Raw genomic sequence first — 19,822 nt, forward strand, 5'->3', positions numbered from 1 at the left:
CTCGGAGGGGGACGGCATCGCCCCCGGTCCGCCGGGTGGCCGATGCGTCGATCCGGCGAGGGGCAGGGGGAGGCCCTTTCCTCCGCGGCGGGCGGGTGGGCCGCCCCGGAACGGCTAGACGCCGAGGTCGCCGAGCCAGCGGGCGAGCGGCCGGGGAACCAGCCCGAGGAGCTTCTGCGCGCTGTTCTCCTCGCCGATGGTGTTCGCCGACCGGGCGTTCATCGCCCGGTAGGCGCCGACCACCGGGGCGGCGGCCCCGGGGCCGAAGAGCGGGGTGATCAGCTCGCCGAACGCCTCCGGGGTGATGGCCTCGTAGCGGACCTCGCGGCCGAGGTGCTCGGCGAAGGCCGCGGCGAGGTCGGTGCCGGTCAGGCCGGGCAGGTGCCCGATGGCCACGGTCCCGGTGCCGCCGGTGCCGGTCAGGAGCCGGACGGCCGCCTCGGCGACGTCGAGGTGGGAGCTCCAGGAGACCGGGAGGTCCGCGGGGAGCGGGTAGCGCAGCACCCCCTCCTTCCGGACGGAGTCGGCGATCACCGGCACGAGGAGGTTCTCCAGGTACAGCCGGGGCGCGACGACGGAGGTCGGCACGCCGGTGGCGGTGACCCCGCGGATCAGGACGGCGACCGGAGCCGACTCGGGCAGCTGGAGCGGCGACCCCGGCCGGTCGACGACGGCCCCGCTGGTGGAGACCACCACCCGCTTCGGCCGCGCCGCCCCGACCGCGGCGGCGATCGCCTCGGCCTGGGCCCCGCCCTGGTCGTGCGTGCTCATCGGAAGGTGGACGAACACCCCGTCCGCGCCGGTGTAGGCGGCCGCGAGCGAATCCGGGTCGGCGAGGTCGACGGCGACGGCGTCGCCGGGCACGTTCGCGGCGGTGCGCACCGCGGCCACGGCGTGCTCGCCGGCGGCGCGGAGTGCGGAGAGGACAGGGGAGCCCTGGGCGCCGGTGGCGCCGTGCACGATGTAGGACATGGGGCCATTAGTGCATAGGATGCACCGGTTACGTCAACTGCACTATCGGCGTATCGTGGCATCCGTGAACGAGATGGATCTCCCCGAGTGCGGGGTGGCGAAGTTCCTGAAGCTGTTCAACGGGCCGTGGGCGACGCTCATCGTGCGCGAGCTGATGCACGGGGCGCGCCGCTTCGGCGAGCTGCGCGACGCCCTGCCCGGCATCAGCGCGCACACCTTGACCAACCGGCTGCGCCTCTTCGAGGCGCGCGGCATCGTCACCCGCACCTCGTACCCGGAGATCCCGCCCCGCGTGGTCTACGAGCTGACCCCGCTGGGGCGGCGGCTGCGCCCGGTCCTCGACGCCATGAACGAGTGGGGCGAGGCCGCCCCGGCGTCGGCCTTCGCCGCGGAGGCCGCTCCGGCGGGGCCGCCCGCCGGAGATGTCGGCGAATCCGTGTAGGTTTCCCGCGACCGGCCGCCCTCCGACGGGCACTCCGTTCCCGGTATCCCCGTGTCCGAAGAGGGGCTTCTGTGTCTCGCAACCCGCACCGCGACGCCTTCGACCGGGCGCTCGGCCGATTGAGCGCCGGATTCTGGACGGTCGTCGACGCCGAGCGCTTCGAATCCGACACCGGGACCGGCGGCCTGCTGAGCCTCCCGGGCGACCTCGCCGGCCGGTTCGGCCCTGACGGCGCCCTGCTCGGCGACGTCGCCATCCGCTGCCGGGGCGGTGTCGCGCCCATGCTCCAGTCGGCCTTCGCCCGCGAGGGCCTCGTGCTCGCCCTGCCGGAGCGGGGACCCGGGGACGGCGGGCGGTACGCGGCGGCGATGGCGGAACCGCGAGCCTGGGAGGACGGCGCGGTCGGCCCCGAGGAGTGGACGGCGGTCTGCCCGGCCGGCGGCCGGACCTCCGACCTCTGCCGGATCACCGGGGCGTTCGACCGCCTCGCCGGGCACGGCTACATCGCCGAGCCCGCCCTGTGGCCGACCACCTCCGGCTGCTGGGAGCACGTCCGCGGCCGGACCGTGGACGGGCGGCCCCCGCGGGCCGTCTTCTGGAACACCCAGAGCCACGACGCCTGCTTCGACCCCCGCGGCGACCTGGCCGATGAGCTCTACGTGCACTGGGCCGGCGACCGGGACCTCATCGCCGAGGCCCTGGCCGGCACCGGGCTCGAGGTGGAGGTGCCCGGGAGCGAGGGGCACGCCTTCGTCGTCCGCCCCGTCGGCCACATCGGCTGGGACGCCGAGGTCGACGTCGTCCTGGAGTCGGCCGGCGCCGAGTGGGCGCGGGTGGTCAGGGCCGTGCGCCGGGTCGCTTCCGGCCTCGGGATCCTGGAGGCCAGGGAGCTGGTGCGGAATGCGCCGAAGCCGGTGCTGGAGAACGTCGCCCTGTCCACCGCCGCGGCCGCGAAGGAGGCGCTGGAGGCCGCGGGTGCGACGGTCGCCGTCGAGCGGTCGCGCGCCGGCCGGGGGCGCCCGGGAGGGGCATGGTCGGGCACGGCGGTATGAACCCGCAGGCGGCGGGCGGGGGGCGTCCGCGGATCCGTGTAGATTTCCCGCTACCGATCCCCCTACGGAGAAAGCGGGTCCTGACGATGCCGGGTGCGGTGCGGGTGACGGGAGCGGCGCTGTTCGCCGCAGGGGTGCTGGCCGGGTGCGGGGCCGAGGGCCTCGACGGTGAGTGGGAGGCGCTCGCCGACGATCCCGCCATCGAGGTGCTGACGATCACCGGGAACACGGTGGAGACGGAGGGCGAGATCGCCTGCCCGGGAACCCTGGACCCCGCCGAGGACGGCACCACCGCCGCCATCGAGCTGGACTGCGAGGACCCCGACCCCCAGCGCCAGAGCGGAACCCTGGAGCTGAAGGACGGCACCCTCGTCATCAGCTGGGACGGCGCCGAGTGGGGCGGCTACATCGACACCTTCTCCTGACCGGCCGCCGCCCCCGGGCGGCCCGGTCGGGGCCCGGATGGGCGGCGCTTTCCCGGGTAAGGGGAGCGGTGCCCGATCCCCTTACCCGGGCGCGGCCCGGGAGGAACCAGGAGTCCGCCGTGCCCCGGGAGAACATCGTCCCGTTCATCCTGCAGGTCGTGCTCCCGTGGGCGGTCGCGGCGGCCGTCGTCGCCGGCGCCGTGGCGGGCAACGTGTGGATGGTCCAGAGGGCCTACTTCCCGGAGGAGCGCCCCTGGGAGTACAGCGGGCGCGCCGAAGCGGTCGTGACCGGGCGCGAGGAGCGCGGCGGCGGAGGGCCCGCTCCGCCCGCGGTGAAGGTGTACGTGGAATACACCCCTGGAGGCGGCGCTCCGCTCACCGGCGTCAGGCTGCGCGGGGACGGCGCCATCGCCCACTTGGAAGGCGACACCCTCCCCGTCGCCTTCCACCCGGACGCGCCCGAGATCCCCTTCACCCTGGACACCCTCGAACGGCCGGGGCCGGTGACGCGGGCCGCCGGCGTCGCCACCGCCCTCTTCTTCGGCGGGCTGCTCTGCTGGATCGGCCCCGCATGGGCCGCCGAGGTCTCCACGGTGGAGACGCGCTGGTGGATGCGGCGCCGACCGGCCCGGTACGGCGGCGGGGCCCGGGGAGCCGGGCCGCGCGGCCGGTGAACGGCGGCGGGCGGCCGGACCACCGGGCGCGGGCCGATATCGCCCCGGTATCGCCTGCGGGCCGCCCCGGGGGCGGCGAACCCGGCAGAGCTCCCCGAACCGGGGCGACCCGGCGCGGCAGTTCCGCGGAGAAGCGGGCGCCCGCGCGGGCCCGGGGATAGAGTCGCCCCATTCGGCTTCCCCTACCGAATGAGGTCGCGACGTGACGCACTGGCACTCCCTGGTCGTATCCGTGCCCGACGACGGCTCCACCGGTGTCCTGGTCGGGTTCTACGAACCGAGGACGCAGGTCGACTCCTGGCGTTCGCTCTACGGGGTGCTGACCGGTGTCGGCGCGATGGACGCCGCGGCGGTCTGGGCCGAGCACGAGGGCGCCGTCCCGGTCGTGCTGCGCGGCCCGGCCGAGCTCTACCACCACATGGTCGCCGAGTGCTCCGGCGACTGCGACCGGAGCATCGCCGCGAGGATCCGCCGCGAGCTGGGAGAGGACTTCATCTACACGCTGAGGTCCCAGACCCGCTGAGGGCGCCGCCCCTCCCGGTCGCCCCGGCGCCGCCGCCGAAGCGCACGTACAGCAGGGCGCACGCCCCCAGCAGGAGCGGCAGCGCCATCAGGGCGCCGGTGAAGAGCAGGACCGCGCCGACGAGCAGGGAGGCCGCCACCGCGCAGGCGCGCAGCGGCCGGCCGGGGAGGAGCCGCACCGCGGCGGCCGTCCCGGTGACCGTCACCGCGGCCAGGCACGACGCCGTCCCGCGGAGGAGGGCGTCCAGGTCGGTGCCGAACGCCGCGGTGGCCGCGCCGAGCACCGCGCAGCACCCGGCGAGCACGCCGAGGCTCCGCCTGGGGACGTCCCCGGCCCGGGTCCCGTCGTCGAACCAGCGCGGGAAGCCCCCGTCGCGCCCCAGGGCCGCGCCCAGGCGGGCCCCGCTCGCGATGTAGGCGTTGATCGCCCCGAACGTCAGCAGCAGCGCCGCGCCCGAGGTCAGCGCGAGGGCGACCGGCCCGAACGCCTCCTCCATCAGGAGCAGGAGCGGGACCTGCGACCGCGCGCCCTCGGCGCCCAGCACGCCGACGGTGGCGAGGGCCAGCCCCAGGTAGAGCACTCCGACGATGGCGACCGTCCACAGCGTCACCCGGGGCAGGTCGCGCCCCGGGTCGGCGAACTCCCCGGACAGGTGGCTCGCCGCCTCCCAGCCGGCGAACGCGAAGAACAGGGCCCCGGCGGCGCCGCCGACCGCCCACCACCCGTGCGGGGCGAACGGGGTGAAGTTGCCCGGTTCGATGCCGGGTGCGGAGAAGCCCACGGCGACCAGCAGCAGGAGGACCAGGAGCCCGGCGAGGAGCAGCTGCAGGCGCCCGGAGACGTGCAGGCCGGCCCGGTTCACCGCGAAGCCCGCGCCGAGGAGGAGCCCGGCGGTGACGAGGACGGCCCCGTCGCCCAGCCCCAGCGCCCGGGCCGCGTACCGGCCGCCGATCACGGCGGCCGCCAGCACGCCGACCGGTACCGCGGCGAAGAACCACCAGCCGACCGCGGCCGCCGCCCGGGGGCCGAAGGCGCGCGCGGCGAAGGTCGCCACGCCCCCGCCGTCCGGGTACCGGGCGCCCAGTGCGGCGAAGGTCGCCGAGACCGGGACGCTCGCGCACAGCAGGAAGAGCCAGGCGAGCAGCGACGCCGGACCCGCGGTCCGCGCCGCCAGGGCCGGCAGCGCGAGCACCCCGGGCCCCAGCACGGCCCCCAGGTACAGGGCGGTCCCCGCCGCCGGTCCCAGCCGGTAACCCCTCTTCACGACCCCTCCCCGCTCCTCCGCCGACCGCCCGCGCGCATGCCCCGCTCCGCTAGGAGAGGAGGGGGAGGCGCTTGGTGAGCCTGGTGACCGCGCCGCGGGGGCCGAACAAGGCCACCCCGACATAGCCGACCTCGTCGGACGGGGTGGCGGCCAGCGCCTCCAGGTACTGCCCGTAGCTCCTGGAGGCGCGTGCGACCTCGTTGAACCCCACCACGACCACCCCCTCCTGCCGCGACGCCCGGTCGTGCAGGTCGCGCAGCCGCTCGGCGCCGGCGGCGAGGGTGGGGACGGGGTGCGGGTTGAGGCCGGCGTGCACGGCCCCCGACGCGTCCTTCCCGTCCTCGGCCAGGGAGTCCTCCAGGCGGCCGCCGAGCGCCAGGCCCAGGACGGCGGCGGCGTTGGCCGCTATGGCGGGCGAGAGCTCCTCGTGCAGGGCGATGACCAGCTTCATGGACGGCAAAAATCGCTCCTAAGGGATCAGATGGCTTTCAATCGACTGGAAGCCTAGACAGATGGAGATCTCCCATGCCATTTTGCTGAACATTGTTCGGTGAAATAGGGAAAGGGATCGTCGTGGACGAACTTGATTCGGTGATCATCCGCGAGCTCCAGCTGGATGCGCGGCAGACCAACCGCGAACTCGCCCGCCGCGTCGGTGTCGCCCCCTCGACCTGCCTGGAGCGGGTGCGGTCGCTGCACGCGCGCGGCGTCATCCGCGGCTACCACGCCGAGATCGACCCGGCGGCCCTCAACCGGAGCGTGGAGGCGTTCGTCTCGGCGCGCCTGCGCCCCCTGAGCAGGCCGGTCATCGACGGCTTCGAGCGGGCCATGATCGAGCTGCCCGAGGTCCTGGCCGTCTTCGTCGTGGCCGGCGACGACGACTTCCTGATCCAGGTCGCCGTCCAGGACCTGGACCACCTGCACGACTTCCTCATCGACCGGCTCAGCCGGCGCCGCGAGGTGGTGAGTTTCCGCAGCCAGATCATCTACCAGAGCAGCCAGAAGAACGTCCGCGACCGCCTTCCCGGGAAATGACGGCGCATACCGGGCCGGCGCCGGCATGCGGAGAACGGGGGCGGGGAGGGCGGCGGGCCGCCGGGAGGCCGATAGCCGGTTCCGGCCCGCCGAATGCCCGATTTCCACCAGACGGGTCCCCGTGTCCCCGATACGGTTGTTCTCATTCCGGATACCGCTTCCGGACCACTGCTTCCGGATGATGCGGCGGCCTCGCCCGAGAACGGAGAAGGGAACCGGATGGACATCTCCCAGCTTGCGACGGACGGCGCGGCCGCACTCATGCAGGCCATGGTCAGCGACCTGTGGCAGGGGGTGCGCCCCCGCTTCGCCGCCCTCTTCGGCAAGGGCCGGGACGCCGTCGACGAGGAACTGGAGCAGGTGCGCGCCGAAATCGACGAGGGCGCGGCCGACTCCGGCGACATCGAGGACGAGTGGGCCGCCCGCCTGCGCCGGGTGCTCAAGAGGGACCCGCAGGCGGCCGAGGCGCTGCGGGCGATCATCGACGAGGTCGCTCCGGAGCAGGGCCCCGTCTACAGCAGCGTGAACACGATCAGCGGCCATGTGCACGGCAACGCGGTGCAGATCGGCCACGTGCACGGCAACGCCACCACCACGCACTACGGCGGCGACCACGTCGACCTGCGCGGCGCCCGCGCGCAGGGCGACGTGGTCGGCAGGCGGCACGGCCGCGGCCCCCGCCGCGAGGGGTGAGCGCGGACCGCGGCGACCCCGAGAAGAAGCGGGGCCGGGCGGCCCCCGCCCGGCCCGACTCCAGCGCCGGGGACGGCCCGGTGGTGCCGGAACCCCGCCCCCGTGGGCGCCCCTGAGCACGGCATGCCGTGCGGGGCGCCGTCCTCGCCCGTTCCCCGGTAGGCGGGGACGGGCCGGCCGAAATCGGCCATAGGGCCCCCTCCGAGCGGAATTGGGCCCCAGGGCTCTATAACGCCCGGTTCCTCCCCCGGTACGGTTGGCTGCTTTCTCGCGGGTTCGAGCGCCTCAGCGCGCCCTGACGGGAGCATCGATGTCCGGTATGTGATCAGGAGGACCTGCGCGATGCGCTGGGTGTGGAGGGCCGAAGCCGGCGGGTTCAAGGTCGAGTACGCGGCCCTGGTGCTGCTGATCGCCACCCTGGTGACCGCGGTCTTCGCGTTCGGCCTCCCGACCGACGTGCAGCGCCTCTACGCCATCGGCCTCTGCCGGATCGCCGGCGACGAGGCGTGCGAGGAGGTCGAGGGCGGCGGCGCGGACCAGGGCTCGCCCGGGGAAGAGGAGTCCGGGAACCCCGGCGGCCCCGACGGGGGCGCGCCGGGCGAGGAGGGCGCCGAGCCGAGCGCGGGCCCCAGCGCCTCCCCCGGCGAGGGCGGGGAGAACGGCGAGGACTGGGTCAACCCGGCCGACGCGATCCTGGCCCAGTACGACCCGGTGGCGGCCCAGGAGTACGCGGACGCGGAGTCCGACCTCGCCGACGCGCAGCAGGACCTGGAGGACGCCGACTACGACGCGGTCTACGACGAGCTGATCAATCTGGTCGGCGACATCATCGGCTACAACGACGCCAAGGCCTGCCTCACCGAGGGCGACATCATGGCCTGCCTGTGGACCGTGGTCGGCTTCACCCCCTGGGGCAAGGGCGCCAAGCTCGTCAAGAACTCCGCCAAGATCATCAAGCTGTGGAACCGCTTCCGCAAGGCCAAGAAGGCCAAGGAGGCGGCCGAGAAGGCCGTGTCCACCGCCCAGGCCAAGCTGGACGACCTGGTCTCGAAGGTCACCTCGTCCTGCAAGATCAGCAGCTTCCTGCCGTGCACCGAGGTCCTGATGGCCGACGGCGGCACCAAGGCCATCTCGCAGGTCGAGGTCGGCGACCTGGTGATGTCGGAGGATCCGGTCACCGGGGAGCGAGCGCCCCAGCCGGTGACCGCGGTCATCGGCTCCTACGGCGACAAGGAGCTCGTCTCCCTCGGCTTCCGCGACTGGAGCGGCGGGATCACCGGGGTCGGCGGCCTGACCGCCACCGGCGGCCACCCCTTCTGGATCGAGGACGAGCAGCGCTGGAAGGAGGCCCGCGACCTCGTCCCCGGCGACGAGGTGACCGGCCCCGACGGGAGCCGGTCGTGGGTGACCTCCACCAGCACCGAGCTGCGCCCGCAGCAGGTCAACAACCTGAGCGTGGCGAACTTCCACACCTACTACGTCTGGACCGGCTCCGGCGCCGCGCTCGTCCACAACTGCAAGCTCAAGGAGCTCAACGGGCCCGGCCGCCCGTTCCAGACCCCGAAGGGCCTGATCTTCCGGGACCGCTACTACAACGACACGGGGCAGAACCAGCACGCCCTCCAGCACGTCCTGGAGCACAGCTCGGACAACTCGCCCAAGGCGATCGACCGGATGAAGAACGGGCGGCCGCACACCAAGTTCAAGCAGGACGGGAACGCGCTGCAGACCCTCAACGACGCCTGGGGCAAGCGGAAGAAGAAGGACGTCCGGAAGTCCACCCACAACGGCAAGACGACCTTCTGGATCCCGATGGGCAAGGCCGTCGGCGATGATGGCGAGGAGATCGTCAAGATCGTCGTGGAGAAGGGCAACGAGGTCGTCACCGCCTTCCCGGTGAAGAAGATGGGCGACTGAGCCCGCCGAGAGGCGGAAGGGAAGCGATGCAGCGCTGCAACGAGTGCGGAAGCCTCGACCTTGAGAAGATGTGCGCGGAGCGCACCGGCGAGTGCCTGTGGGCGTGCTACGAGTGCGGGTCCCTCTGGCGGGACGGGGAGGACCTGGTGGGTCCGGCGTCCGGGGACACCAACACCTATGTGCCCCCGCCCGGCGGGGCGGCGCTGACGGAGTTCGCCAACGTCCCGATCCCCCCGCACGAGCGCATGTACTACCCCAAGGCGGTCCGCGCGATGGCGGACCTGGTGTCCGTGGGCTTCTACGACCCGGTCATGCTCGGCATGCCCGCGGGCGAGGCCTTCGCCCTGCTCGGCCACGGCGGGGAGGTGCCGTCGGCGGGGGAGCAGTGGGCACCGGAGGAGGGCCCGCTGCGGGTCAGGGTCGCCTTCGGCGAGGTCGCCGAGATCGACATCGCCCCGCCCGGCGGCCCGCTGCCGCTGCCCGGAGGCCTGCGCCCGGGGCCCGACCTCTCCCTGATCGACATCCCGCTGGCCAAAGAGGCCGTCACCGAGGCCCAGGGGTCCTTCGAGACGAGCGGGGAGTTCCTGGGGGCCGTGCGGATCGACTTCCGGACCGCCGAGACCACCGGTGAGCTGGACTTCATCCGCTACCGGATGACCCGGGCCCGCGTCCGCCGGGTCCGCGTCCAACGGCCCCGCGCCCGCTGGGCCCGCATCCGCTAGGCGGGCTGAGGCGGGCCCGCGGGCCGGACCCCGTCGAGTCCGGCCCGGCGGGGGTCAGGCCTGCGCCGCCCCGGTGGCGGCCGGGCCGTCCGGGATGTGCAGGACCGCGTCGGCGGAGTCCAGGATCTCCCGGTCCAGGGGGAAGTAGCCCTGCTCCGGGACCGGGTCGGTGCGGGTGCGGGCGGAGGCCGGGGCGGTCGGCCCGCTCAGGACCCAGGCGGCGGTGCCGGCGGTACCGGTCAGGTGGGCCTCGAAGGTGTCCGGTGCCGGGTCGCCGAGCCCGATCGCGTCGCTGCGGCCCAGGCTGCAGGCGATGAAGACGTACTCCTCGCGGGTCAGGGACGCGACGATGGCGCCGGCGCCGGACCAGGTGAGGTGCTCGCCGGCCATCGCCATGCCGCTCGGGTTCCGCTTCAGGTGCAGGTTGTGCGCGAAGACCAGCGTCGGGCCGCGCTCCGCCTCGGTGGTGCGGATGTCGAGGAGGTTCTGCGCCATGAGCGCGTCCCGGGTGGAGGCCAGGAGGTTCAGCCGCGGGCCCAGGCCGAGGCGGTGCGCCGCCTGCTTGTGGTAGCGGAGCAGGTCGAGGCCTGCGGTCAGGTGCGTCCTGGCCCGGAGCCACGCGGTGCGCGACGTCGCCGCGATCAGCTCCGGTGCGCGGGCGTAGAGCCTGGTGAGCATGTCGTCGGCGACCGTCCGCAGCCGCTCGGCCTCGGCCGTCGCGCCGGGCGAGGCCGCCGGGTCCATGATCGCCTCGGTGCGGCTCCACCGCTCGTCGCCGCCGACGAGGCCGGCGATGTCGAGGTCGAGCCCCAGGTAGTCGCGGGTGTACTCCAGATGGCGGCGCGGGCTGGGCGCCTCGGTGGTCTCCATCGGGGCGTCGAAGCCGTGGAAGGCCAGCCGCTCCTCCGCCGGGCGGTCCCGGTTGTACTCGCGCATCCAGGCGACCAGCGCCCGGTTGGCCTGGAGTTTCCCGAAGCCGTGCGAGAAGCCCGCGGCCATCACCGCGTCGAGGTCGCCGGCGCCCTCCCGGACGTGGTCGTCCACGGCGAGCGCGGCCACCCGGTCGGTCTCCATGGCGATCGACCGGAAGCCGAGGCCGGCCAGCCGGGCGAACAGCTCGTTGCGGACCCAGCCGAAGGAGGGTTCCAGATGCGTCGGCTCGCCGAGTGCCAGCAGGCCGCGGGAGGCGGGGATCAGGTCCCGGATTTCCTGGTTCATGCCTCTTAAGCGTATCCTTGAAGGAACGGTTGAGACTTGGGGTGCTCCGGCCGCCTCTCCCCGCTGAAAAGCTTCAAACGAGGGGTCAGCATGCGACCTTCCGACCTGGCCCGCGGGCACGGTATATCGGCCCAGGCGGTCCGCAACTACGAGCGGGACGGCTTCCTCCCGCCCGCCGAGCGCACCCGCAGCGGCTACCGGGTCTACACCGAGCTGCACGCGGCGGCGCTCCGCGCCTACCTCGCCCTCGTCCCGGCCCACGGCTACCCCACCGCCAACCTGGTCATGCGCGCCCTGCACGCCGGCGCGGTGGACGACGCCCTGACCGCCATCGACCGCGGGCACGCCCTGCTCCTCCGCGACCGGGAGACCCTCGACGCGGTGCGCGGGGCGCTGGACCACCTGACGGCGGAGCCGGGCCCGGACCCCGGGTCCGCCCCGGGGCGGGCGGCCGACCGCGGCCCCCGCACCATCGGCGAACTCGCCCACCGGCTCGGCGTCACCGCGGCGACCCTGCGCAGCTGGGAGGAGTCCGGCATCCTCGCCCCCGAGCGGGACCCGGCCACCGGCTTCCGCGTCTTCGGCGCGGCCGACGTCCGCGACGCCGAACTCGCCCACCTGCTGCGGCGCGGCGGCTACCTGCTCGACCACATCTCCGCCGTGGTCCGGCAGATCCGCACGGCGGGCGGCACCGGGGCACTGGCCGCCTCCATGGCCGACTGGCAGCGGAGGCTGACCGGCCGCGGCCGCGCCATGCTGAACGCGGCCGCGCGGCTCGACGAGTACCTGGACATGCTCGACGGGCGGCGGGCCGCGGAGGAGGAGCGGCCGGGGCCGGCCCCCGGATGAGCGGACCCGGGAGAGCCGCGGGTCACCCCTGGGCGGCCTGGTCCGCGACGCGCCGAACGGCCTCGACGGCGGTGCCGGGCCGGCTGCGCTCGGAGAGCCCGCGCGGCTTCTCCTGCCCCTCGGCCCACACCCGCTCCAGGTCGTCGCCGTATTCGGGGATCTCGCCGAGGTAGGGCACCCCGTGCCGGACGATCTCCACCGGGACGTCCCCGGCGGAGCGGACCTCCGGGTCGCTCTCGATCTTCTCCGGGTTCTCTCCCCCGGAACACCGCGAGGTTCTGCGCGTGCACCTCCCCGCTGTCGGCGATGCTCTGCGGGCCGTCCGGGGGGCGCTCTTCCCCTTGCCCGCCGCAACGCACAGCGCCCCGGGGCTTGCGGCAAGGCCCGGTCCGGGGCGCAGAGCCGCTGCTCGAATCCGGTTTCCGGGAAGAAGAGGGGCGAGGAAACGCGTGTGCCTCCGGCGGTGTACGGGGCGCGCGGGGACGTCGAACCGGTGGCGGCGCCGGCGGCGCGGCTGCGGGCGCTCGGTGCCGAGGTGCGGGTGCGCGCGCCGCCGGACGAGGTCTTCGCGGAGCCGCTGGACCGCACCGGCGTGCCGGTGGCGCCGTTCGAGAGGCCGCGGCGCTCCCCGGAGGCGGCCCCGGCGGCGTCCGGGCCGGGCCGGCCGTGGGATCATGCGCCGATGGGAGCGACAGGCGAGCACGCGCGGCTGTGGGTCGCGGACGGCAGTCCGCAGGTGGAGCTCCTGTCCGCCCGCTTCCAGCGGTTCGCCTTCGACCGGCACAGCCACGAGCAGCTCTCCGTCGGCGTCATCGAGCAGGGCGCGGAGGGGCTGCACATGGCCGGCGGGAAGGTCGTGGTGCCGGCCGGTCAGCTGGTGATCATCAACCCCGGCCAGGTGCACACCGGCTTCGCCGCGGAGGAGGCCGGCTGGCGGTACCGGATGTTCTACTTCGACACCGCGATGGTCGGCGAGCTGGCCCGCGAGCACCTCGGCGCCCGGGACGTCTGGTTCACCGAGACGGCCGTGCAGGACCCCGGCCTGTTCGCCCGGCTGCGCTCCGTCCACCGGGAGCAGGAGGGCGCCGCCGACCCCCTCACCGCCGAGTCCCTGCTGCTCGGCGCCCTCGAGGCGGTGCTGCGCCGGCACGCCCGCACCGGACGGGCGGCCGCCGCCGGCCCGGGCGGTGCGCGCGGCGGCCCCGACCTGGCCCGGCGGGTGCTGCACGACCGGTGGACCGAGCCGGTCACCGTCGCGGAGCTCAGCGCCGCCGCGGACATGCCGCGGGCCTCGCTCATCGCCGCCTTCCGCCGGGCCTACGGCCTGCCGCCGCACGCCTACCTGCTGCGGCTGCGCGCCAACCGCGCCCGCCGCCTGCTCCTGGAGGGGCGGCGCCCCGCAGAGGTGGCGGCCGCCGCGGGCTTCGCCGACCAGGCGCACCTGACCCGCGTCTGCAAGCGCTACTTCGGCGTCACGCCGGGGGCCATCCGCGCCTGAGGCCGCCTCCGCGCCCGCCCTCCGACTTTCGTTCAAGACCCCCGCCCGCCCGCGCCGCCAGGCTGTTCCGCGCAGAAGCAGAGGAAGACGGAAGGCGGCCGGAGCGATGGTCTGGGCGATGGCGGTTTCCCCGCTCGTCATGGTGCTGGGGGTGATCGCGGGGCTGCGCCGCCCCGCGCACTGGGCGGCGGCCGCGGGCGCCGCGCTGGCGGCGGTGCTGATCTGGTGGCGCCCGGACTTCGCACTGCCGGCGGACGCGCGGGCCGCGGCCGCCGGAGGGGCCGGCCTGCTGGTGCTCAACGCCGCCGCGGTGATGCTGCCCGGCGTCTACCTCGCCCAGGTGCTCACCCGCCGGGAGGTGCACCGGTCGCTGCAGGAGTGGGTGCGCGGGCTGCCGCTGCCCGGCCCGGCGAAGGTCGCCCTGGTGGTGGCGGGCATCGCCCCCATGGTGGAGGCGCTCACCGGGTTCGGGGTCTCGCTGCTGGTGACCGTCCCGGTGCTGCTCGCCCTGGCGCCGCCCGCGACCGCGCTGCGGCAGGCCATGCTCGGCATGAACATCATGCCGTGGGGCACCCTCGGCCTGGCCACCGTCATCGCCGCCGCGCTCACCGGCGCCCAGACGGCCGCCCTCGGCACCGCCACCGCGGTCACCAGCGGGCTGGTCTTTCCACTGGTGACGGCGTGGGCGGCGCTGCTGGCCCGCCCCCGGCGCCGGTTCCGGACCGCCGCGGCGGCCGCGGGCGCGGGCGGCGTGCTCGCGCTCGCGCTGCTGGCGCTCAACCTGGCCGGCGCGGTCCAGCCCGCGGGCGTCCTGGCCGGTCTGCTCACCACGGCCCTGGGGCTCGCGGCCTGCGCCGTCCTGCGCTCCCGCGCGGGCGCAGGGCACGCCGGCCGGCTGCTGCCGCCGGGCGGGGTGCTGCGCGCCTACGGGCTGGTCCTCGGCGGCATCGCCGTCGCCCGCGCGGCCGCGGCCGCCGGCGTCCCGTCCCTGGAACTGCACGCCGGCGGCGCGAGCTTCGATCTGCTCTCCTCACCGGGCCTGCCCCTGCTGGCCGCCGCCCTGGTGCTGGACCGGGGCCGGGTGCACGCCCCGGACGCCCGCGCCGCGTCGGCCCGGGCCGCCCGGCCGCTGCTGGCCCTGGCCGGGTTCGTCGCGCTCGGCCGGCTGATGGCGGACAGCGGCATGATCGGGGAGCTGGGCGCCGCGGTCGCCGCGGCACCGCCGCCGGTCATCGCGCTGGCCGCGCCCGCGCTCGGGATGCTCAGCGGCTTCGTCACCGGTTCGAACGTCGGCGGGAACGCGCTGATGATGCCGCTCCAGCAGAGCATCGCGCCGGCCGGCGCCGGGCTCGGCCCCTGGTCCGCGGCCCTGCAGAACAGCGCGGCGGGCCACGCGGTCTTCACCTCGCTGCCGATGATCATGCTGGTCCTGGCGGTGGCCGGCGACCGGGCGAAGACCGCGGGGGTCACGGAGCACGGCCTGCTCCGCTTCGGCCTGAAGGCGGCGGCCGCGGTCTACGCGGCCCTGGCGGTCCCGGCCGCCGCCCTCCTCTGGGCGGCGTGACCCGGCGGGGCCCCCGGGCGCCCGGGGCGAGGGCCCCCCGGGGGGCGAAGGCGGCACGGGCCTCCGCCCCGCTCCTGCCGCGCGGGTCCCGGACATCAGGCCTGCTCCCGGGCCCCGTCCCCGGGAGCCGCGCCCCGCCGCTCCGTCCGGGCCGGGGTCACCGCTCGAAGACCTCGGCGGCGAAGTCGAGGGCGACCGGCATCTGGTCCTCGATGACTCCCGGACCGTGCCCGCCGCCCTCGACGATGGTGAGGTCGGCCTGGTGCCCGGCGGCGGTGAGCGCCTTGTGGAGCTCCTCCGACTGCTGGTGGGGGACGACGCAGTCGGAGTCGCCCGCGGCGATGCTGACCGGTGGGACCTCGTCCGCGGCGGGGATGTAGGTGATGGGGTCGGCCTGCTTCACCTTGTCCGGAAGCTCGCTCGGCCGGCCACCGAGCCAGATGCCCTCGGGCGAATCCGCCAGATCGTGTTCGAGCGGCCCGCCCTCGCACGCGTCCGGGGGATCGGCGGCGAACTGCCGGTCCGCCGCGGCGAAGTCGTACATCCCGAACCAGGCGACGGCGCCCTGCACGGCACCGGACACCCCGGCGTTGCCGAGGCCGCCGTCGTCGAACACGGTCTCCTGGTCCCCGGTGATCGCGAGCATCGCGGCCATGTAGCCGCCCGCGGACTCGCCCCAGGCGATGAACCTGTCGGGGTCGAGGCTGTAGGCGTCGGCGTTGGCCCGCAGCCACCGGACCGCCGCCTTGACGTCCTGGGCGCCGGCCGGGAACTCGGCCTCGCAGCTCAGCCGGTAGTTGACGGTGGCCACGGCGTAGCCCTCGCCGAGCAGCGGGCCGGCCAGCATCGCAGCGGACCGCTCCTTGTCACCCGCGATGAAGCCGCCCCCGTGGACGGCGATGACCAGGGGCGTCTCGCCGGAGGCGTCCGGGGGCAGGTAGAGGTCGAGCTTCTGGGCGGGAGAGGTCTCGGCGTAGGCGACATCCTCGTGCGCCGGCGGAGGGGGCGGGGCCGCGGCTGCGGACGGTTGCGGGGGAGCGCCTGCGGGCATGTCGGGCTTCCCCTGGTCGTCGCAGGTGAGCCCGGGCAGCGCCCCGGGGGTCGGGGCGGCGGCCTCCCCGGTATCGCCCGCGGAGCCGCCGCCGCACGCCGTGGCGAGGAGGACGGCGCAGGCGGCCGCGCCGGCCACCGCGGCGCGGCGTGCGGCGGGACCGCGATGCCGCGGTGTGCGGACGGAAGGCATGAGGTTCACGATCACCCAATCGTTTCGAGGGTCGGAGAAAGCCGTTTCGGCGGATGCGGGCATGCCTCCGGAGAACGCCGGCGGAACCCGCCTCCCGGGGCCGGCGCGGACCGGGTCGAGGTCCTGCGCCGAGCACCGCGGCCGCCCTGCCGCGCGGCGTGCGGCCGGGTCGGCGGGGCCTCCGCGGCGGGTTCGCCCGACCGCGCGGAGAGGGGAGGAGGCGGAGGCGTCCGCCGCCCCCCGTGCCCGACGGCCCGGGAGGTTCCGCCGCTGCCGCCAGCATCGGACAGCGGGTCCCGAATCCGCGTCGTCCGCGCGCGGTAATCGGCGCCTACTGCGATCGCAGCACGCCGCGGCGGCCGCCTCAGGGCGGCCTCCGCTACGGTGCGGAGTCGCCGGCGCGGACCAGCCCGGTCTGATAGGCGATCACGACCAGGTGGGCCCGGTCGCGCGCGCCCAGCTTGCCCATCGCCCTGTTGGCGTGCGTCTTCGCGGTGAAAGGGGAGATGAAGAGCGTTTCGGCGATCTGCTCGGTGCTCATCCCCTGGCCGAGGAGCGCGACGATCTCCCGCTCCCGGTCGGTGAGCGCGGAGAGCCTCCCGTCCGAGGCGAGCGGCGAGCCCGCCATGGGGGTGGCCAGGTAGCGCGCGATCAGGCTGCGGGTGGCCCGCGGGGACAGCAGCGCCCCGCCCGCGGCCACGATGCGGACCGCGTCCAGCAGGCCGCGCGGCCCCACGTCCTTGCCGAGGAAGCCGACCGCCCCGGCGCGCAGGCCGGCCAGCATGTTCTCCTCCGCGTCGAAGGTCGTCAGGATGACCACGCGCACCCCGCTCAGAGCAGGATCCCCGGTGATCTCCCCGGCCGCGCGGATGCCGTCCAGCCCGGGCATCCGGATGTCCATCAGCACGACGTCGGGTTCGAGGCGGCGTGCCGCGTCCACGGCCTCGTGCCCCGTCGTGGCCTCGCCCGCGACCTCGATGTCGGCCTCGGGGCCGATGACGGCGGCGAACCCCGCGCGGATCAGGGGCTGGTCATCGGCGATGAGCACGCGGATCGTCACGTCCGGTGGCCTTTCTCCGTCGGGACGGCGACCCGGACCGCGAACCGCCCGCCGGCCGCTGGCCCGGCCGACACGGTGCCGCCGATGAGCGCCGCCCGCTCCCGCATACCGACCAGGCCGTGCCCTCCGCCGGCTCTCCTTCCCGGCGGCTCCCGGCGCACGTCGTTGCTCACCTCGATGGTCAGACCGCCGCCGCTCTGCCCGGTCGTCAGCGAGACGGTCCCCGTCCCGTGGCGGGCCGCGTTGGTCAGGGCCTCCTGCACGATCCGGTAGACGTGCACCTCGGCGCGGCGGGGGACGCACATCTCGGAGCCCTGCTCCCGCCAGACGACGCGGGTGCCGCCGGCGCGCACGCCCGCCACCAGCCGATGGATGTCGGCGACCCCGGGTGCGGGGGGCGCGGCCGGGGAGTGCGCATCGGCGCGCAACAGCCCGACCATGTCGCTCATCTCCTGCAGCGCCTCACCGCCGGCCGTGCGCACCTGCGCCAGCGCGCCCCTGGCCGCCGCCGGGTCGGTCTCCCCCAAGTGCTCGGCCACGCCGGCCTGGACGTTGATCACCGCGATCTTGTGGGCGACGGAGTCGTGCAGTTCGCGGGAGATGCGCAGCCGCTCCTCCGCGACGAGCCGGCGCGCCTTCTCGTCCCGGGCGGCCTCCGCTTGCTCGGCGCGCTCCACGGCCGCGGCGGTCATCGCGCGGTGGCCGCGCACCGCATCACCCAGGAGGACGGCCAGAGCGCACCAGGAGACGGTCAGGTAGGCCACCGCGCCCGGCGCCTCGAACCCGCCTCCTCCGATGGCCACGGGCAGTACGACCGTCGACGACGCGGCCGCGGCGGCCCAGGCCCACCGGCGGCCGCCGAAGGCCGCCGACGCGTACAGCGCGGCCAGGAGGGCGAGTGCCAGGCGCCAGGTCCCTCCCCCCGGCAGGACCGAATCGGCGACGGCGAGAGCGGCTACGACCAGCCATACCGCGTACGGGCGGCTGCGGCGCATCAGCAGCGCCGCGGCGCCGATCGCCAGCAGGGGCACCTCGGCCGGAGCGAGCGGCCGGGCGAAGGACCAGCCGTGAGGGGCGGGCAGCGGCGGCGGCTCGACGAAGACCGACCCGGCGAAGACCGCGAGCACCACCCCCAGGTCGACCAGGCGGGGGTGCCGCCCCAGCAGGTCGGCCACCGCGGTCGCATGCACAGGCCACTCCTCGCAAAGGTCGGCGGGGCCGATTCCGGCCCCGCTGCGGTCAGCCGAGTCTAACTTCGCAGCTGAGCGGGGCGTCGGAGCAGGTCGGCGCGGTGGCGTCCCGGGGTGGGAGGGGGCGCGGCGGCCTCCCGCCACCGCCCAGAGAGGGCCGGTCCGGCGCACCGTTCGGGCCCGTGCCGACTCAAGGCGGCCGACGCGGGAACCGGTGGCGGGGCCCCCGGGGCTACCCCTCCCGGGAGAGCGCGGAGGGGAGGACGTCCCGGTAGGACGGCGCCCCCGGGCGGCCGGAGGCGTGCAGGACGCCGTCGGCGACCGCGCGGGCGAACACCGCCGCGGTGGCGGAGAGGACCCGCTGGAACGCGGCCAGGTCGCCCTCGCGCTCACCGGTGGACAGGGCGAACACCGTGTCGCCGTCGACCATGGTGTGCGCCGGGCGCACCGCGCGGGCCAGGCCGTCCTGGGCGACGCCGGCCAGCTTCGCCGCCTGCGCCTTGGTCAGCCGCAGGTCGGTGGCGACCACCCCGATGGTGGTGTTGAAGCCGCCCGGGGCCGCCGGGCCGCCCCACGCCTCCAGCTCCGCCGCGTCCGGGAGGGAGAGCGGGAACTCGCCGCCCAGACCGTCGTGCGCCCCGTACAGCGCGCCGGTCCGCGGGTCCACCGCGCTGCCCGCCGCGTTGACCGCGGCCACCGCCCCGATCGCGGTGCCGTCGGCCAGCAGCAGGCTCGCCGAGCCCACCCCGCCGGCCAGGCCGCCCACCAGCGCCCCGGTGGCCGCGCCCACCGAACCGCGCGCCACCGCTCTCCCGCCTTCGGCGTCGGCGCAGGCCAGCGCCCCCAGCTCGGCGTCGGGCACGGCCCGGAACCGGCCGCCCCGGCCCAGGTCGTACAGGACCGCCGCGGGCACGATCGGCACCACCTCGCCCTCCGCGCCGACCTGCAGCCCCACCCCGGCGTCGGCCAGCCGGTGCATGACGCCGCCCGCCGCGTCCAGCCCGTACGCCGACCCGCCGCTGAGCACGATCGCGTGCACCCGCTCCACCATGTTCCGCGGGTCGAGCAGGTCGGTCTCCCGGGTGCCGGGGGCCGCCCCGCGCACGTCCACCCCGGCGACCGCGCCCTCCCCGGGCGGCAGTACCACGGTCACCCCGGTGCGGTACCCGTCCCCGACCCGCTGCGCGTGGCCGACGCGGATCCCCGCCACATCGGTCACGTCATTGCGCGCCCCGGTCCGGGCCCCCTCCCCGACCTCCACCCGGACCGCCCGCCCTGCCGCCTGCTCACCCATGCCCGCTCCTCTCCGCCTCGGTTCTCCTTGGGGGAAGGGTGGCACACCGCCGGATCCGGGCCGGGGCCGTCCTTGAGAAACGGCACGGGGGCGCTCACGCCTCCTTGCGCACCGGAGTGTGCGCAAGAATGAGTACGGCACTTCCCTCGGCCAGGGAGAAGGAACGGCTTGGCGCCGTATCCGACCA

The 19,822-nt window shown here is 75.4% G+C and carries 21 protein-coding genes; 12 read left to right on the forward strand and 9 right to left on the reverse strand.

All coding sequences use genetic code 11. The annotated features are described in order from the left end of the window. Positions 1 to 114 precede the first annotated feature (114 nt). The gene (locus J0910_RS07025; RefSeq protein ID WP_420157706.1) at positions 115 to 972 is read right to left on the reverse strand and encodes an NmrA family NAD(P)-binding protein; all 858 of its coding nucleotides are present in this window, start codon (positions 970 to 972) and stop codon (positions 115 to 117) included. Positions 973 to 1,045: 73 nt separating this feature from the next. Here J0910_RS07025 and J0910_RS07030 point away from each other — a divergent pair, with 73 nt between their 5' ends. The 5 genes from J0910_RS07030 to J0910_RS07050 all read left to right on the forward strand — a co-directional run bounded on the left by J0910_RS07030 (position 1,046) and on the right by J0910_RS07050 (position 4,088). Next, a complete protein-coding gene (locus J0910_RS07030; protein WP_420161911.1) occupies positions 1,046 to 1,414 on the forward strand; it encodes a winged helix-turn-helix transcriptional regulator in 369 nt (122 codons plus the stop codon). A gap of 71 nt (positions 1,415 to 1,485) precedes the next feature. Continuing rightward, positions 1,486 to 2,466 carry a ribosomal protein L7/L12 gene (locus tag J0910_RS07035; protein WP_420157707.1) on the forward strand — a complete coding sequence of 327 codons (981 nt, stop codon included), beginning with the start codon at positions 1,486 to 1,488 and terminating at the stop codon, positions 2,464 to 2,466. An 86-nt stretch (positions 2,467 to 2,552) separates the two neighbouring features. Then, entirely contained in the window at positions 2,553 to 2,891 is a 339-nt protein-coding gene (locus tag J0910_RS07040; protein ID WP_420157708.1) for a hypothetical protein, read from the forward strand. A 119-nt stretch (positions 2,892 to 3,010) separates the two neighbouring features. Further along, positions 3,011 to 3,565 (forward strand): DUF3592 domain-containing protein, encoded by a 555-nt coding sequence (locus J0910_RS07045; RefSeq protein WP_420157709.1) that lies wholly within the window; start codon positions 3,011 to 3,013, stop codon positions 3,563 to 3,565. Positions 3,566 to 3,767: 202 nt separating this feature from the next. Beyond that, positions 3,768 to 4,088, forward strand: a complete 321-nt coding sequence (locus J0910_RS07050; protein WP_420157710.1) for a hypothetical protein — start codon at positions 3,768 to 3,770, stop codon at positions 4,086 to 4,088. Here J0910_RS07050 and J0910_RS07055 read toward each other — a convergent pair. Then, the gene (locus J0910_RS07055; RefSeq protein WP_420157711.1) at positions 4,057 to 5,352 is read right to left on the reverse strand and encodes an APC family permease; all 1,296 of its coding nucleotides are present in this window, start codon (positions 5,350 to 5,352) and stop codon (positions 4,057 to 4,059) included. The genes J0910_RS07050 and J0910_RS07055 overlap by 32 nt on opposite strands. Before the next feature lie 49 nt (positions 5,353 to 5,401). Further along, positions 5,402 to 5,803 (reverse strand): DUF2000 domain-containing protein, encoded by a 402-nt coding sequence (locus J0910_RS07060; RefSeq protein ID WP_420161912.1) that lies wholly within the window; start codon positions 5,801 to 5,803, stop codon positions 5,402 to 5,404. 122 nt (positions 5,804 to 5,925) lie between these two features. Between J0910_RS07060 and J0910_RS07065 the strand changes: the two genes are divergently transcribed. From J0910_RS07065 to J0910_RS07080, 4 genes are all read left to right on the forward strand, one after another. Then, complete coding sequence (locus J0910_RS07065; protein WP_420157712.1) at positions 5,926 to 6,387, forward strand: Lrp/AsnC family transcriptional regulator; 462 nt, start codon at positions 5,926 to 5,928, stop codon at positions 6,385 to 6,387. A gap of 219 nt (positions 6,388 to 6,606) precedes the next feature. Continuing rightward, positions 6,607 to 7,080, forward strand: coding sequence for a hypothetical protein (locus J0910_RS07070; protein ID WP_420157713.1), 474 nt, complete (start codon positions 6,607 to 6,609; stop codon positions 7,078 to 7,080). Between the two features lie 342 nt (positions 7,081 to 7,422). Beyond that, positions 7,423 to 8,997, forward strand: coding sequence for a polymorphic toxin-type HINT domain-containing protein (locus J0910_RS07075; protein ID WP_420157714.1), 1,575 nt, complete (start codon positions 7,423 to 7,425; stop codon positions 8,995 to 8,997). Between the two features lie 26 nt (positions 8,998 to 9,023). Next, positions 9,024 to 9,719, forward strand: coding sequence for a hypothetical protein (locus J0910_RS07080; RefSeq protein WP_420157715.1), 696 nt, complete (start codon positions 9,024 to 9,026; stop codon positions 9,717 to 9,719). Positions 9,720 to 9,773: 54 nt separating this feature from the next. On the opposite strand, the gene J0910_RS07085 is transcribed toward J0910_RS07080, so the two are convergent. Then, entirely contained in the window at positions 9,774 to 10,937 is a 1,164-nt protein-coding gene (locus J0910_RS07085) for an erythromycin esterase family protein (protein WP_420157716.1), read from the reverse strand. 90 nt (positions 10,938 to 11,027) lie between these two features. On the opposite strand from J0910_RS07085, the gene J0910_RS07090 reads away from it, so the two are divergent. Continuing rightward, a complete protein-coding gene (locus J0910_RS07090) occupies positions 11,028 to 11,786 on the forward strand; it encodes a TioE family transcriptional regulator (RefSeq protein ID WP_420157717.1) in 759 nt (252 codons plus the stop codon). Between the two features lie 22 nt (positions 11,787 to 11,808). Here the strand turns inward: J0910_RS07090 and J0910_RS07095 are convergent, their stop codons facing one another. Next, the gene (locus J0910_RS07095) at positions 11,809 to 11,985 is read right to left on the reverse strand and encodes a hypothetical protein (RefSeq protein ID WP_420157718.1); all 177 of its coding nucleotides are present in this window, start codon (positions 11,983 to 11,985) and stop codon (positions 11,809 to 11,811) included. Between the two features lie 252 nt (positions 11,986 to 12,237). On the opposite strand from J0910_RS07095, the gene J0910_RS07100 reads away from it, so the two are divergent. Together J0910_RS07100 and J0910_RS07105 are read left to right on the forward strand one after the other, a co-directional pair. After that, on the forward strand, positions 12,238 to 13,284 hold the full coding sequence (locus J0910_RS07100) for an AraC family ligand binding domain-containing protein (RefSeq protein WP_420157719.1): 1,047 nt from the start codon (positions 12,238 to 12,240) through the stop codon (positions 13,282 to 13,284). Positions 13,285 to 13,402: 118 nt separating this feature from the next. Further along, on the forward strand, positions 13,403 to 14,848 hold the full coding sequence (locus J0910_RS07105) for an L-lactate permease (protein ID WP_420157720.1): 1,446 nt from the start codon (positions 13,403 to 13,405) through the stop codon (positions 14,846 to 14,848). Between the two features lie 157 nt (positions 14,849 to 15,005). On the opposite strand, the gene J0910_RS07110 is transcribed toward J0910_RS07105, so the two are convergent. From J0910_RS07110 to J0910_RS07125, 4 genes are all read right to left on the reverse strand, one after another. Continuing rightward, entirely contained in the window at positions 15,006 to 16,091 is a 1,086-nt protein-coding gene (locus J0910_RS07110) for an alpha/beta hydrolase fold domain-containing protein (RefSeq protein ID WP_420157721.1), read from the reverse strand. 379 nt (positions 16,092 to 16,470) lie between these two features. Further along, on the reverse strand, positions 16,471 to 17,145 hold the full coding sequence (locus J0910_RS07115; protein WP_420161913.1) for a response regulator: 675 nt from the start codon (positions 17,143 to 17,145) through the stop codon (positions 16,471 to 16,473). Between the two features lie 2 nt (positions 17,146 to 17,147). Continuing rightward, positions 17,148 to 18,341, reverse strand: coding sequence for a sensor histidine kinase (locus tag J0910_RS07120; protein ID WP_420157722.1), 1,194 nt, complete (start codon positions 18,339 to 18,341; stop codon positions 17,148 to 17,150). Between the two features lie 232 nt (positions 18,342 to 18,573). Beyond that, positions 18,574 to 19,635, reverse strand: coding sequence for a P1 family peptidase (locus tag J0910_RS07125; RefSeq protein ID WP_420157723.1), 1,062 nt, complete (start codon positions 19,633 to 19,635; stop codon positions 18,574 to 18,576). Positions 19,636 to 19,822: the final 187 nt, after the last annotated feature.

Source organism: Nocardiopsis oceanisediminis (assembly GCF_048595525.1).
GTDB classification, from domain to species: domain Bacteria; phylum Actinomycetota; class Actinomycetes; order Streptosporangiales; family Streptosporangiaceae; genus Nocardiopsis_A; species Nocardiopsis_A oceanisediminis.